Below are 15,161 nucleotides of genomic sequence, written 5' to 3'. Positions count from 1 at the left end.
GAGGGCCAGCACCCCTACCCCTAAGGTCATACCGTCAGTTGTTACAAGCACACGCCCGCAAGGACGCCGCCAACGCGCCGCCGCACGTGTTGCTGGTGTCCCGCACACGGCCATTGCCTGTCGCGTAACTGCACCCGATATTCAAGGCCCCGTAGCCCTGGAAATAATACGCCCCGCCCGGTGCGCCAATGGCATCCAGAACCGCCGTACAGTTTGCCGTCGACCCCGCCGCGTAAGAAATGCCCGCCGCGTTACACCCGCCGCGTGAGGCACAGACCGTGTTGCAGCTTTGGTTATCGCCACCATAATACCAGCAATACGTCCCCACAACGACGCCACCACATGTCGGCGGAACAAAATCACCCACCGCCATCCAGACATCACCTTCGCAGTACTGCAAGATATTGTGCGTGGTGTTATAAGTCACAGCCCCCTCGGCACCGGTGGGGCTTGTGCAGCCCGCACCGCCATTACCGGGCGATCCCGCCGCATACCATGCGTGCCCATCGCAATATTGCAAAACGTGGCTGGTTGTATTGTACGACATATCACCAACATTACCGGCCGGGTTTGCGCACGCCGTCGTGCCCGAACTCACACTGAAGGCATAGATACGCCCGGCATCCGCCGTTCCGTTCGTCCCGTTGGATTCATCCAGAGGGGCCGCAACACCCAACCGTTGTCCGCTCACAGAAACCGCATTCCCAAACCAATCCGTATTGTTTGGCGTCGGGTTGCTGATGGCCGTGATCAGGGTGCCAGTATCCGCATTAAACAAATAAACGCGCCCGGCATCCGCCGTCCCTGTCGTGCCGTTTGATTCATCATACGGCGCCCCGACCGCGACAATGTTGTCAGAAATCGAAACCGAAACGCCAAAATAATCATTGGCGTGCGGCGTCGGGTTATTGATGGTGGAAATCAAAGCCCCGGTCGTGGCATTGAAAACATAAACGCGCCCGGCAGAGCTGGTTCCTGTTGTTCCATCCGATTCATCCCACGGCGCCCCAACAGCAACACGGTTGCCTGATATCGCGATTGCATTTGAAAAATAATCCGTCGCATTTGGATGCGGGTTATTCAGCGACGACACCAAGGCCCCGGTTGTCGCATTGAACACATAGGCCCGCCCCGACAACACGCCACTGGTCCCGTCCGCCGCGTCATTCGGCGTGCCAACGGCCACCAAATTTCCATCAATCGCAATCGAGTATCCGAACTGGTCGTCGGTATGTGGGGTCGGGTTGTTCAATGTCGACACCACGGCCCCCGTTGTCGCGTTGAACACATAAGCACGCCCCGCGTTGGCAACACCGGCCCCGCCATCCGATTCATCATTCGGCGCCCCCAGGGCCGCCAGATTCCCCGACAACCCAGCCGTCCAACCCATATTGTCGCCGGAGTTCGCACTGGGGTTATTCAGGGTCGACACCAGCGCCCCGGTCAGCGCATTGAACACATACGCGCGGCCCGCATTTGACGTCCCGGTGGTGCCGTTGGCCTCATCATTTTCGGCCCCCACAAGCGCCAGCGTGCCCGACAGCCCCACAAAACCACCGAAATAATCATTGGCATTCGGGGTGGGGTTATTCAGTGTCGAGACCAGCGCGCCCGTGTCGATATCATAAACATAGGCCCGCCCTGCATCCGCCGTTCCATTCGTCCCGTTGGATTCATCCAGAACAGCACCAACCAAAATCAAATTACCCGATACGGACACCGAACTGCCGAACTGGTCATTGGTGGTGGGGCTGGGGTTGTTCATGATCGCGCCAGTAATGGGCGACGTCCACGCATACCCGCCCTTGGGAAACCCATGCCAGGTCGTGCCATCGCAATAGGCGGGCACGCGCCCCGCACTGCTCCAGATCAAATCACCGGCGGCCCCCGTCGGGCTCGTACACGCCGCGTACGCAGGCGCGGGCAACGCACCCGTGACAAGCAAGATCATTGCGCATGGAAGAATAAGACCGCGCGCCAGCACCCGCTGGCGCAGCCGCGCAATTCGTCCGTTTGAAATATGACGCAAAAAACCCATGAAAGGACGCCCCCGCTTCCCTGACCGCACCCCACCACTGTAGCAGAATAGATTGATAAATCTATAAAACCTGCCGTTTTTAGGCTTTACAAAACACGCCAAATCGCCCAATTCTGCCCACTATGACAACACCGACACCCATCATTGCAATTGACGGCACCGCAGCCAGCGGCAAGGGCACATTGGCCCGGCGACTGGCCGATGCGCTTGGCTTTGCCTATCTGGATACGGGGACGCTGTACCGCAAGGTGGCCGTGGATGTGCTGGCCGCGGGGGGCGATCCGGCGGATGAAGCCACCGCCATTCAAGCCGCGCAGAATTTACAAAAAAACCTTGATCTTCAATCCCTTAAAGACCCAGCTATCCGCACGGCCCAGGCCGGGAAATACGCGTCCGTCGTGGCGGCCATAACCGGTGTGCGCACCGCGCTGATCGATCTGCAACGCGGATTTGCCGCCCATCCGCCCGCTTTGGCGGACGGCTCCCCGGCCAAAGGGGCCATTTTGGATGGACGGGACATTACGACCTTTATCTGCCCTGACGCTCCGGTGAAATTCTATGTCGACGCCGCCGTGGACACCCGCGCCGCCCGCCGCCACAAAGAACTCCGTGGAAACGGCGAAGCCATTGAATTTGAACAGGTTTTAGACGATATGAAAATCCGTGACGCCCGCGATATGGGCCGCAAGGACGCCCCGATGATGATCGCCCCGGACGCCATCGTCATCGACACCACCACCATGGGGGTGGAGGCCGTGGTCGCCCTGGCCATGGAGCATGTCCGCAAGGCCCTGCCGGACCGCTGATCCGCCACCGTCAACCCCTTGAAAAAGAATCACAAAATTCCATGAAAATGGTTGATTTCCGCGGCTTTGCCCGATACAACCAGCGCGTCTGATGTGGATTTATCCACATGAGGCACGACGCAATGAATCTCTGGCAGCGACAAGCGTCCGTCACTCCCCGCCTTCTTCACTGAAACGGGGTCAGCCGGACGGGGGAATCCTCTTGCGATCATGACTACCGAAAAGGAAACTAAACCATGGCAAAACCAGCCGCAAATCTGAAAGACCTGAGCACAAACTCAGACTTCTCGAAACTTCTGAACGAAGTTTTGGGACCACAAAAATCCTTTGATGGGTCCGTTGTTAAGGGCCGCGTCATTGGTGTCGACAGCGAATTCGTAATGATCGATGTCGGCCTGAAGTCCGAAGGCCGTGTGGCCTTGCGCGAATTCTCACGCCCGGGTGAAGATCCGGAAGTGAAAGCCGGCGATATCGTTGAAGTGTTCGTCGAGCGCATGGAAAATCGTGATGGGGAAACCGCCCTGTCGCGTGAAAAAGCCCGTCGCGAAGAAGTCTGGGCCGAACTGGAAAAATCAACCGAGAAAAACGAACGTGTTACGGGCGTTATTTTCGGTCGCGTCAAAGGCGGCTTCACGGTCGACCTGGGCGGCGCCGTTGCATTCTTGCCGGGGTCCCAAGTGGACATCCGTCCGGTCCGCGACGTTGGTCCGCTGATGGGTACACCGCAGCCGTTCCACATCCTGAAAATGGATCGTCAGCGTGGCAACATCGTTGTGTCCCGCCGTGCCGTTCTGGAAGAGTCCCGCGAATCCGCTCGTTCGGATCTGTTGGGCAACCTGCGCGAAGGCCAGGTTCTGACCGGTATCGTCAAGAACATCACCGATTACGGTGCGTTCGTTGATCTGGGCGGTGTCGACGGCTTGCTGCACGTCACCGACATTTCGTGGAAACGCGTCAACCACCCGTCCGAGATGCTGACCATCGGTCAGAACATCCAGGTTCAGGTGATCCGTTACAACGAAGAAAACCAGCGCATCAGCCTGGGTATGAAACAGCTGGAAAGCGATCCGTGGGATGGCATTGCAGCGAAATACCCGGTTGGCCAGAAAGTCACGGGCCGCGTCAACAACATCACCGATTACGGTGCATTTGTTGAACTGGAATCCGGGATCGAAGGTCTGGTTCACGTATCTGAAATGTCCTGGACGAAGAAAAACGTTCATCCGGGCAAGATCGTGTCCACGTCCCAAGAAGTCGAAGTTATGGTTCTGGATGTTGATCAGGAAAAACGCCGGATCAGCCTGGGCCTGAAACAAACCACGGAAAACCCGTGGAAAGACTTCGCAGCGAAAAACAAGGCTGGCGATGTTCTGGACGGCGAAGTCCGCAACATCACCGAGTTCGGCCTGTTTGTCGGTCTGCCGGGCGACATCGACGGCATGGTTCACATGTCCGATATCGCTTGGGATGTAACGGGCGAAGACGCGCTGAAGCAGTACAACAAGGGCGACACCGTGAAGGTCAAGATCCTCGAAGTCGAGGCTGACAAAGAACGCGTTGCTCTGGGCATCAAGCAACTGTCGGGTGAAGATCCGAACGCTGGTGCATTGGACGGCTTCAACAAGGGCGCGGTTGTCACCTGCACGATTACCGAAGTGACCGCAAACGGTCTGGAAGTAAACGTCAGCGACAACGTGACCGGCTTCATCAAGAAGGCCGATCTGTCCCGCGAACGTTCTGAACAACGCCCCGACCGTTTCGCTGTTGGCGAAAAAGTCGATGCGAAAGTTCTGAGCGCCGACAAGAAGTCCCGCAAGCTGAGCCTGTCGATCAAGCAACGCGAAATCGACGAAGACAAAGAAGCCATGGCTGCCTTTGGTTCGTCCGATTCGGGCGCGTCCTTGGGCGACATTCTGGGCGCAGCCCTGAAATCGAAAAAAGACGAAGCGTAATCGCCTCGCCTGAACACAGGAAAAACCCCGTTGGTGAAAACCAGCGGGGTTTTTTCATATCCGCGTTAACACATTGATTCATCTGAATCCCGCACAAAACCACGGATTCAGGGGCCTGCTGGCCCGAAAAACGCCCCCAATTCCTTAAAAAATCCTTTTCAATCAATGGGTTTCACTTGACGGGCGCAGGGGAAATGGGGCATCCTTAAGAAATACCCCAGACAAAGATCGCAGCGCCCAAGGCGCGCAAAAACACAAGGGATTTGAAGGCGATGACCAAATCGGAACTGATCCAGAAGCTCGCAGAACGCAACCCGCACCTTTATATGCGGGACGTTGAGAAAATCGTCGATACCATCTTCGAAGAAATCACCAAGGCTCTGGTCGTTGGCGACCGCGTGGAATTGCGTGGTTTTGGTGCCTTTTCCGTGAAGGAACGCGAAGCCCGCACGGGCCGCAACCCCCGCACCGGCGAAAGCGTCGAAGTGGACGCCAAGCGTCTGCCGTTCTTTAAGACCGGCAAGGCTCTGCGCGAACGTCTGAACGGCGGCGTGTCCGACGGGGACGACAGCGAGTTTTAATTCGCACACATAGAATTTAAAAAGGGCGCATCACCAGCGCCCTTTTTCATGAGCGCAAAACACAAGACCGGACCACCCACCATGACCCAGCCCATCATCTTCTGCGCCATCGACACCCCCGATCTGGATCATGCCAAAACGCTGGCCGCCGCCATTGGCCCGGTGACGGGCGGGATCAAATTGGGGTTGGAGTTTTTCTGCACCCATGGGCCCGACGGCATACGCCGCGTGATGGATGAAGCGCCGGATGCGGCCCTGTTTCTGGATTTGAAATTCCACGACATTCCCAACACGGTGGCGGCCGCCTTGCGCACCGTCACACGCATCAGGCCCGCCTTCGTCAATGTGCACGCCGCCGGCGGGGCCGCCATGATGCGCGCAGGGTACGACGCGCTGCGGGACGAAGCCGCCAAACGCAACATCACGCCGCCACGTCTGCTGGCCGTCACCATCCTGACCAGCTTTGACGCCGCCGGGTTGGCCGCCGTTGGGCAAGGGGACGATGTGACCGCCCAAGTCATACGGCTGGCCACATTGACCCGCGATTGCGGATTGGGCGGTGTGGTGTGTTCGGCCCATGAAATTGCACCGTTGCGCCGCCACCTTGGCCCCGATTTCACCTTGATGGTGCCGGGCATTCGCCCCGCCGGGGCCGCGACCGGCGATCAAAAGCGGATTATGACCCCGGACGAAGCCGTCGCCGCCGGGGCCAGCCACCTGGTGATTGGCCGCCCGATCACAGAGGCCGCCGATCCGACCCAGGCCGCACGGTCGATCATGACCACAGTAAAAACGGCGGCCTAAGGGCCTTTTTTCTGGACATCCCCTGCGCCCTCGCCTAATCACCATGGCATGGATCGTAACGCATCGCCCGATTTTCCGCCGTCTTGCCCCGCCACCCGCGGGGCGTTGCGGCATGCGTTTTACCGGGCCGTTCACGCCTATCTTCTGATTGAAGAAACGGAGCTAGCCCGCGCCGATCTGGCCGTACTCTGCGGCAGTGTAAAGACCACACCCGCCATCGCCCAGCGCGGCGCGCAATTGTTCCAGGACGGTTACGTGGACCGTTTCATCGTATCGGGCCGCGTCAAAGCGACGCCGCAGGAAACCGAAGCCGAGATGATGCGCCGGATATTGATTGAAAACGGCGTGCCGGATCAATCCATCCTGTTGGAAAACCGCGCGACAAACACACAGGAAAACATCGTCTACGCCCGCCGCATGATGATGCAACGGGGTGAGCTGGACCAGATCCGCACCATTATCACCATTGGCAATGTCACCGCCGGACGCCGCACCATGATGACCACGGCGCGACGCTGGCCGGAGGTGTTTGCCATGCACGCCACCGGAAACAAATTTCCGGTGCCCGCGCATGAATTTCATACCCATGCCGAATTCCGCCGCACCGTGTTGCGTGAATGGGCCAAAATCGCGCCGTATCAGGCCAATGGGTGGTTGAAAGAGGTGGATATCGACGCCATCAACACCATCGCACGCACATTGCCCCAACCAGGATAAATCACGGGAACCCGTTGATTTTCTAGTACAAATCATTCTGAAAGCTTCCTGTAAGCCCCGCCCGTTAGGATACTCTTCAGGGTTAAAAAACGGGGACTGCGTACCATGTTGAATGTATCGGCCGCCATGCGGCGTTTCCTTGACGTGCTTTTCACGAACAATCACAACCATGACAGCGACACCATTCCGGTCACTCAGAAGGATTTGATCGCCGTTCTGGTCCGTCGATCATTGTTACGGGCGGACACACACCAAGGGCTCGCACCGGCCGCAAATACCAATGGCACGGCGGCCTATGCCGCACGCCTGCGCAATTTGCTGAGTGAATTGCGCGCCGACACGTTACACATGCTGGTCGAACGCGACATCACGCCGTGCCTGGATCAACGCTTGTGTTACAAAAATGATGGCACCATCGGGCCGCTGGTCTTTGCCATTTACTATCACGATCACCGCGTTCTGGCGCTGCATGACAATGGCAAGATGCCGTCCCAACGTGGCTTTCTGGATTTCAATATCGGCCATGATTTGAATTTATATGATGCGTTCGAACATTTATTCGATGCGCTGAAATACGGGGCGCCCACGCACCCCATGCTGATCGGTACCGCAGAGAACCAGCGGTCTTGTGCGCAGGTGTTCCGGTGGATGACATCGGACCAGATGCAACGCACCCTGCGGAAGAATCCGCAGCTGCATTCTCCGCCATTGCGTGGGCTGGCCCCGATGGCGGCCACACCATAACCTTTTGTTTTAAAACGTAAGAAAACCGTCCTTTTGGGCGGTTTTCTCATTGTCATAACCTTGCTTTCCTTGACAATCCCCCCCGGCTTGGGGGATAAAGACGCCCCGGCTGGTGCCGTTTAAAACCAGCGGGAGCGTAATGATCGAACACGATCATCTGGCCCACTTTAAAGAAGGCAGTGTTGCAGGCATGAACTGGCTGAGCAATTTCATTCGTCCGAAAATCCGGTCCTTTGTTTCCCAACAAAAGGACGTGCCCGACAATCTGTGGCAGAAATGCCCGGCGTGCGATGGCATGTTGTTCCACCGCGATCTGGATGAAAACATGAATGTCTGCACCCATTGCGGACATCATTTGAAGATCGACGTGGACCAGCGCCTGAACATCCTGTTCGATGATGGCGAGTGGAGCGAAATCCGCGCCCCGCATGTTCCGGTTGATCCGCTGAAATTCAAGGACCGCAAGGCCTATGCCGCGCGGTTGAAGGAAGCCCAGGGCAAATCCAAACGCGAAGACGCGATTGTGATTGCCACCGGCACCATCGGCGGTCAGCCGGTCGTGTGCGCCGCGTTCGATTTCTCCTTTATGGGTGGATCGATGGGCGCAGGCGTTGGCGAAGGCATTGTGCGCGCCGCCGAAGAAGCCGTGCGCACCCATTCCGCCTTCATGGTTATTCCGTCATCCGGCGGTGCCCGTATGCAGGAAGGCGCGTTGTCGCTGATGCAGATGCCGCGCACGATTATCGCCGTGGAAATGGTGAAGGATGCGAAGCTGCCCTATATCGTTTTGCTGGCCGACCCGACGACGGGCGGGGTCAGCGCGTCATTCGCCATGGTTGGCGACATTCAAATCGCCGAACCGGGTTGCATGATCGGCTTTGCCGGGAAACGTGTGATTCAGGAAACCATCCGCGAAGAATTGCCGCCGGGATTCCAGACCGCAGAATATTTGCTGGACCACGGTATGATCGACATGGTGGTGGCGCGCAAGGATCTGCATTCCACATTGTCGCGCGTTCTGAACCTGCTGATGAACCGCACGGGCCGCGAAGAAGCCCGTGGCGGCAGCCGCGGCAAGGGCAGCAAATCCGTCAACGGATCGGGCAAGGGCGGCAAGGCCGACATTTCCAGCGCCGCGAAAGCCGCGCGCAATGTTGCCAAACTGCCATCCGTGAAAAAGAAAGTGGCCGCGAAGATGACCAAAAAACGCGCAGCCATGACCACCAAAACCATCCGCAAAACTGCGGTTTAACGGCGCAAGCAGGTTGGTTTGCAGGACACGCTGAACCATATTTTCAGCCTTCGAAAAAATGGCCGGGTGGATCATTCCATCCGGCCTGAATTTTATGCGTTGTTGGACCGGCTGGGCAATCCGCACCAAAACCTGCCACCCGTGATTCATGTTGCGGGCACGAATGGCAAAGGATCGGCCATCGCCTTTATGCGCGCGATGCTGGAGGCCGCGGGCTACAGCGTTCATGCCTACACATCCCCGCATTTGATCCGCTTCAATGAACGCATCGTCCTGAACGGCCAGCCGATTGATGATGACCGGTTGCACCCTTTGTTGGATGAAGTTCTGGCCGCGGCGCAGGACGACCCGGAGAAAAGTTTTTTTGAGATTACCACAGCCGCCGCGCTGGCCGCCTTTGCCCGCACCCCGGCGGATATCGTCTTGCTAGAAACCGGTGTTGGCGGGCGATTGGATGCCACGAATGTGGTGGATCACCCGATTGTTACAGCCATTACCACATTGTCCTATGACCACACGGCGTGGCTGGGCGATACACTGGACGACATCGCGGCAGAAAAAGCGGGCATTATCAAATCCGGCGTGCCCTGCATTGTTGGCGCGCAGATTATGGACGACGCCCCGGCCGCCCTGCGCGTGATTGACGCACGGGCCGCCGCGCTGCACGCCCCCATCGCCATGATGGGGCGGGATTGGCATGTGCATGACATCACCGATTCATCATGGTCCATGACGGTGAAGGGGGAAACGCTCCGCCACCTGCCGCACCCGACCATGGCAGGCGCGCACCAGATGGATAATGCCGCGTTGGCGATTGCGACATTGCGGGCACAAACCGCATGCCCCGTCCCCATCGACGCCATTCATCATGGCCTGCGCACGGCCCATTGGCCGGGGCGATTACAACGCATTACGCACGCCTGCGCGCCAACATCATGGGATATATGGGTGGATGGGGCCCATAATGACAGCGGCGCGATTGTACTGGCCCGGCATATCGCCGCCCTGCACGCGCAGGATCACCGCCCCGCACACCTGATCATCGGCATGATGGGGCACAAGGACGCGGAACGGTTTATCGCCCCGCTGGCCACCAGTGCGGCCAGCATCACGCTGATCCCCGTGCCGGGTAGCGAAGGCGGCAAAAGCCACGACCCCGCAACACTGGTCCCGCTGTGGCAGGCGCATGGTGCGCACAATGTGTCATGCGCCCCGGACCTGGACCACGCCATCACAACACTGGCCGCCACACACGCACCAGGCCGCATCATCGTGGCCGGATCGCTTTATCTGGCGGGTCACACACTGGCGCAGGCCGCATTTTCGTAAAAAAGGCAAAAGATCACGATTTTTTCACAAACGCGCCCTTTTCAATCCCCATTTGTGTGGCAAATCATTATAATCATTTCGATATTTTTGCTGATTCTCAAAGGACTGCCACACCCATGACCCAGACCGCCACCCAAACCATCGCCCTGGTTGACGACGATCGCAACATCCTGACATCGGTTTCGATGGCGCTGGAGGCTGAAGGTTATACGGTCAAGACCTACACCGATGGTGAGGAAGGCTTGGCCGGGATCACCGCCAATCTACCTGATCTGGTCGTACTGGATATCAAAATGCCGCGTATGGACGGCATGGAAGTGTTGAGCAAGTTGCGCGAACAATCGGCCATTCCCGTCATCTTCCTGACATCCAAGGATGATGAGATTGACGAGGTTCTGGGCCTGCGCATGGGGGCGGATGATTATATCACCAAGCCGTTTTCACAACGCCTGTTGATCGAACGCATCCGGTCCATCCTGCGCCGCAATGATGTGCGCAAGCAACCCGCCCCGTCGCAGGACGAAGCGGCAAAGAACATGATTGAACGCGGCAATCTGGTTTTGGATGACGCCCGTCATTTGTGCATGTGGAAGGGCGGCGCGGTGGATTTGACCGTCACGGAATATTTGTTGGTCAAGGCATTGGCGCAACGTCCGGGGCATGTGAAAAACCGTGACCAGTTGATCGACATGGCCTATGGCGAAAATATCTATGTCGATGACCGCACCATTGATTCGCACATTAAACGCATCCGGAAAAAATTCCGTGTCGTTGACCCCGAATTCTCACAGATTGAAACACTCTATGGCGTTGGGTACCGTTATAAAGAAGATTAAGGACCGGCGGAATAAAGCCAGTTCCGATGTCGGTTATGATGTATGGGCCATTTTGCCGCCCATGCCGCGCCCCCGTATTCTGGGTGGATTGACGGTCCGCATTCTGGCGGTGAACGTGATTGCGCCGCTGGTTCTGGTCGTTGGGCTGCTGTATCTGGGCCAATATCGCGACAGTTTGATCCGCGCCGAATTGGAAACCATGCAAATTCAATCGCAATTGTTCGCCGGCGCGATTGCCGAGGCCGCCGTGCGCCCGGTGGAAAAGGGCAAGCCGTTCTTTTTTGCCAAGCCCGAAGAAATCGAAATATTGGTCCCCGAACTCTCCCGCCGGATGGTGCGGCGTTTGGGCCAGACCACCGAGAACCGCACCCGGCTGTTTAGCGGCGATGGCACATTGATTGGTGATTCACTGGAATTGGGCGGGGAACGGTCAGGCGAAGCCATGGTGGCCGCCGCACGCAGTGCCGTTGCCGCCGAAAGCGAAGCCGTGCAGCCCAGCCTGTCGGAACAGATGAATCGCTGGGGTCAGGCCATCATTGAATGGATTCCGATGCAAAGCGACCTGCCCGATTATCCGGATACCGGCGCGCAGAGCATTACCGCGTACCCCGATGCCGCTGTCGCCCTGACCGGGCGGATCAGCGCCACCGCGTGGGAAGACCGTCAGGGTAAAATTCGCCTGACCGCCGCCGCCCCGATCCGCAAGGTTGAAAACGTGATTGGCGTTGTCATGCTGTCGCGCGACGGGCGCGAAATCGAATCCGCGATCACCCAGATGCGGTATGATGTGTTGACCGTTTTCCTCGGCGCGCTGTCCATCACCATTTTCCTGTCGATGTATCTGGCCGGGTCGATTGGCCGCCCGCTGAAAAAACTGGCCCGCGCCGCCGAAGCCGTGCGCATGGGCAAGGGCCGCCAGATCGACATTCCCGATTTGACCCACCGCAAGGATGAGATTGGCGAACTGTCCGCCGCATTGAACGCCATGACCACGGCGCTGCGCGACCGTATGGATACGATTGAACGGTTCGCCGCCGACGTATCGCATGAAATTAAAAACCCGCTGACATCCCTGCGCAGTGCGGTGGAAACCGCCCCGATTGTGAAGAGCAAAGCCGATCTGGACCGCCTGTTCGGCATTATGCAGCATGACGTCAACCGCCTGAACCGTTTGATCAGCGACATTTCCAACGCCTCGCGTCTGGACGCCGAATTGTCGCGCGAGGAGATGGGGAATGTGAATATGGGCCGTATGTTGACCCAGATTATTGACGGACGCCGCGTCGCGCTGGCCCAGCAAAACCGCCGTCACGCCGAAAGCGGCGTTGAAACATTGCCACCAGAACAACGGTTGCGCATCAATATCGACAGCGCCGAAGCCGTGATCGTCCGCGGATCGGAAGGGCGGCTGGCGCAGGTGTTTGAAAACCTGCTCTCCAACGCCTTGTCCTTCACGCCCGTGAATAAATCCGTGACGATCAACCTGTCCCAGAACCGTGAACAGGTTTTGATTCAGGTGGAGGATGAAGGTCCGGGTATCCCGGAAAACAAGCTGGATACCATCTTTGAACGGTTTTACAGCGAACGCCCGGCGCACGAAGATTACGGCAGCCATTCTGGATTGGGATTATCGATTGCACGCCAGATCGTAAAGGCACATGGCGGCGTTATCTTCGCGGAAAACATTCGCGACCGCGACAATCAAATCCGCGGCGCACGATTCACGGTCGTGTTTAACCGCGCATAAAAACCATTACTTACATTCAGCGACGAAAATTTTGCCGCCCGGATATTTTATATCCGGCACATGCACGCGCACAATGTCACCCGCGGCGCGACCCGCACAATAATACGCACCGTTCGTCAGCGGGATGATATTTTGCGCCGGCGCATTAAACCGCACGGCCAGAACAGATGATTCCGGTGCAGGAACAACGGGCCGGGTCGGCACCATTGGGAATGGGGGGTGCGGTAACATCACCATGCCCGTTTCAACGGGCTGTTCCGGTTTTTGCCGATCAAACAGGCTGCCCATTTGCAGGTTCAGCATGGCACCGGTAATGAAACCGATTAACACAGCCGGGATAACATTCTCAATCGCGCGGGCGTACCCCATCGCCGCCTTTGGAATCGACACGGATAAATCTTCGCCCTTGTCCCGCATGGCCAGCGCGAGCGGAACACACACCGCCGACAACGCCACCGCCACACCAACACCGACCAGCAGGCCGAAGGGGAACAGGCCACCAGCGGCGACACCGGCGCTATACCCCGCCAGCCCGGCCCCCGGACCCACAGGAATGGCGGCCACATAACTGCCCCATGTCAAAATACCTTTTTTGATGTTGTCCTGCACAATGAACCCCTGTCTTTATTGTCAATCAGGGCATAGCCCAGAAGGCAATCGAACGTCAAATTTGACAGGACCAGACACCCGCCCTAAAGTTCCGGACCATTATAAAAAGAAATAAAAAACAGGGCATTTCATGGGACTTTTATCGCATTTGTGGGCGCGGACCACAGGATCAAAACCACCACAGGGCCCCTTGCGCCTGCACCCCGGGCGCCGCGCCTATTTTCAGGTGACCGATCCCGATCTGGCCGATTTTCTGGGTGAATGGATCACACAGCGCAATGACGCCGCCCACATCATCAGCGCCTATTTACGCAAGGCCACGCCACTTTTGGGCGCGGAAACGCCGCATTACAAAGTGGATGAGGATGGCCGTGTAGAGAGCATCAGCTTTCGCTATGGCATCGGCCTGACGCACGAGGGCTGGATCGGCATTCCGGACACCAACTGGCTGGTTCCGGAAACGGACGAGGTGAAACGTGATCTTGATGCGTTGCCCCGCCTGCCGGGATTTGGCCCGGTACACGAGGCCTTGAATTGGCCGACCGCCGATTTATCCGCCGTCGCACAGGCCCGGCACTTGCCCGGTTATGTCGATTTTGCCAAACGTGCCAATTCGCAAATTCGCGTCTGTACGCGCAAAGATGCCGTGTATGTCAGCGTCCCCTTCCCCGACACGTTCAGAGAGTACCCGCCATTGCGTGATGCGGTTCAGGCCTGGCGGCCGGATGCGCGATTAACCCGCATTGACGACCGGATCGGGCGCGCGGCGGAAAGCCAGAACGACCTGTCACAAAGCCCGCTGGGACAGGCTTTGATCAAAATAATGAAACTTGTCCCGTGACGTTTGACGCGCGCGGGGGTATTTTAATGGGATGAATGATTCATCCGCGCCCACGACGCCATCGTCCCATCGCCCCACACTGATCCTGACCGGATTGTCCGGTGCGGGCATGACCTCCGCCCTCAAGGCGCTGGAGGATCTGGGCTATGAGGTTTTTGACAACTTCCCCCTGTCGCTCATCGATTCCCTGATCCAGGAAACTGCACACGACGCAGCGCCCGTCGCCATTGGCATTGACGCGCGGTCGCGCGGGTTTGACCCGGACGCCATTCTGGCCGCCGCCAAGCGCCACAATGCGGAACTGGTGTTTTTGTGGTCGGATGAATCGACCTTGCAAAAACGCTTCACCGAAACACGCCGCCGCCACCCGATGGCCAAGGACCGCCCCGTCAGCGCCGGGATCAAGCGGGAGCAGGAATGGCTGCACCCCCTGCGCGCCACCGCCACCCATGTGATTGATACATCGGATATGTCGGCGCAGGATTTGCGCCGTCAACTGACATCCCTGTTCGGGTTGGCGCGCGGCGAACGCATGACGGTGACCATCATGTCATTCGGGTTCAAATACGGTGTGCCGCGTGAGGCGGATATCGTCATGGATATCCGCTTTCTGGCCAATCCGCATTGGGTCAAAGAATTGCGCCCGCAAACGGGACTGGATAAAGATGTCGGCGATTACGTGCGCAACGACCCGGCCTGGGCCCCGTTTATGCAGAATTTTCAAACCCTCATCGCCCCGCTGTTGCCCCGGTATCAGCAGGAGGGGAAAAGCTATCTGACCATTGCGATTGGATGCACGGGCGGACGGCATCGGTCGGTGTTCACCACCGAACAAATGCACGATTGGCTGGAACAACAGGGTTATTCCAGCACAACATTGCACCGTGATATTGGCCGGTAAATCT

14 protein-coding genes are annotated in these 15,161 nt (G+C 57.9%); 12 read left to right on the top strand and 2 right to left on the bottom strand.

Annotated elements, in window-relative coordinates:
- Positions 1-34 precede the first annotated feature (34 nt).
- Positions 35-2,038 carry a hypothetical protein gene (locus A11S_RS00685; protein WP_235067852.1) on the bottom strand — a complete coding sequence of 668 codons (2,004 nt, stop codon included), beginning with the start codon at positions 2,036-2,038 and terminating at the stop codon, positions 35-37.
- A 122-nt stretch (positions 2,039-2,160) separates the two neighbouring features.
- On the opposite strand from A11S_RS00685, the gene cmk reads away from it, so the two are divergent.
- The 10 genes from cmk (at position 2,161) to A11S_RS00635 (ending at position 12,806) form a co-directional block, all read left to right on the top strand.
- Positions 2,161-2,844, top strand: a complete 684-nt coding sequence (gene cmk / locus A11S_RS00680) for a (d)CMP kinase (RefSeq protein WP_015466544.1) — start codon at positions 2,161-2,163, stop codon at positions 2,842-2,844.
- 236 nt (positions 2,845-3,080) lie between these two features.
- A complete protein-coding gene (gene rpsA / locus A11S_RS00675; protein WP_014101714.1) occupies positions 3,081-4,796 on the top strand; it encodes a 30S ribosomal protein S1 in 1,716 nt (571 codons plus the stop codon).
- Positions 4,797-5,068: 272 nt separating this feature from the next.
- Positions 5,069-5,377, top strand: coding sequence for an integration host factor subunit beta (ihfB, locus tag A11S_RS00670; RefSeq protein ID WP_015466542.1), 309 nt, complete (start codon positions 5,069-5,071; stop codon positions 5,375-5,377).
- Between the two features lie 81 nt (positions 5,378-5,458).
- Entirely contained in the window at positions 5,459-6,181 is a 723-nt protein-coding gene (gene pyrF / locus A11S_RS00665) for an orotidine-5'-phosphate decarboxylase (protein WP_015466541.1), read from the top strand.
- Positions 6,182-6,229: 48 nt separating this feature from the next.
- Positions 6,230-6,898 (top strand): YdcF family protein, encoded by a 669-nt coding sequence (locus A11S_RS00660; protein ID WP_015466540.1) that lies wholly within the window; start codon positions 6,230-6,232, stop codon positions 6,896-6,898.
- Between the two features lie 105 nt (positions 6,899-7,003).
- Positions 7,004-7,642 (top strand): hypothetical protein, encoded by a 639-nt coding sequence (locus tag A11S_RS00655; RefSeq protein ID WP_015466539.1) that lies wholly within the window; start codon positions 7,004-7,006, stop codon positions 7,640-7,642.
- A 190-nt stretch (positions 7,643-7,832) separates the two neighbouring features.
- Positions 7,833-8,894: an acetyl-CoA carboxylase, carboxyltransferase subunit beta gene (accD, locus tag A11S_RS00650; RefSeq protein WP_041802814.1), complete on the top strand. Its 1,062-nt coding sequence runs from the start codon at positions 7,833-7,835 to the stop codon at positions 8,892-8,894.
- 18 nt (positions 8,895-8,912) lie between these two features.
- Complete coding sequence (locus tag A11S_RS00645; protein ID WP_015466537.1) at positions 8,913-10,223, top strand: bifunctional folylpolyglutamate synthase/dihydrofolate synthase; 1,311 nt, start codon at positions 8,913-8,915, stop codon at positions 10,221-10,223.
- A gap of 116 nt (positions 10,224-10,339) precedes the next feature.
- Positions 10,340-11,059 (top strand): response regulator transcription factor, encoded by a 720-nt coding sequence (locus tag A11S_RS00640; protein ID WP_015466536.1) that lies wholly within the window; start codon positions 10,340-10,342, stop codon positions 11,057-11,059.
- Positions 11,028-12,806 carry a stimulus-sensing domain-containing protein gene (locus tag A11S_RS00635; RefSeq protein ID WP_015466535.1) on the top strand — a complete coding sequence of 593 codons (1,779 nt, stop codon included), beginning with the start codon at positions 11,028-11,030 and terminating at the stop codon, positions 12,804-12,806. Before A11S_RS00640 ends, A11S_RS00635 begins: the two co-directional genes overlap by 32 nt.
- Positions 12,807-12,812: 6 nt before the next feature.
- Here the strand turns inward: A11S_RS00635 and A11S_RS00630 are convergent, their stop codons facing one another.
- On the bottom strand, positions 12,813-13,415 hold the full coding sequence (locus A11S_RS00630) for a hypothetical protein (RefSeq protein ID WP_015466534.1): 603 nt from the start codon (positions 13,413-13,415) through the stop codon (positions 12,813-12,815).
- Positions 13,416-13,545: 130 nt separating this feature from the next.
- On the opposite strand from A11S_RS00630, the gene A11S_RS00625 reads away from it, so the two are divergent.
- Both A11S_RS00625 and rapZ read left to right on the top strand, forming a co-directional pair.
- Positions 13,546-14,256, top strand: a complete 711-nt coding sequence (locus tag A11S_RS00625) for a hypothetical protein (RefSeq protein WP_015466533.1) — start codon at positions 13,546-13,548, stop codon at positions 14,254-14,256.
- A gap of 31 nt (positions 14,257-14,287) precedes the next feature.
- Positions 14,288-15,157, top strand: coding sequence for an RNase adapter RapZ (gene rapZ / locus A11S_RS00620; RefSeq protein WP_015466532.1), 870 nt, complete (start codon positions 14,288-14,290; stop codon positions 15,155-15,157).
- Positions 15,158-15,161: the final 4 nt, after the last annotated feature.

The organism is Micavibrio aeruginosavorus EPB (assembly GCF_000348745.1).
In the GTDB taxonomy this organism is placed as follows: domain Bacteria; phylum Pseudomonadota; class Alphaproteobacteria; order Micavibrionales; family Micavibrionaceae; genus Micavibrio; species Micavibrio aeruginosavorus_A.
The sequence above is the reverse complement of the archived record's forward strand: the minus strand, read 5'-3'. Positions and strand labels throughout refer to the sequence as shown.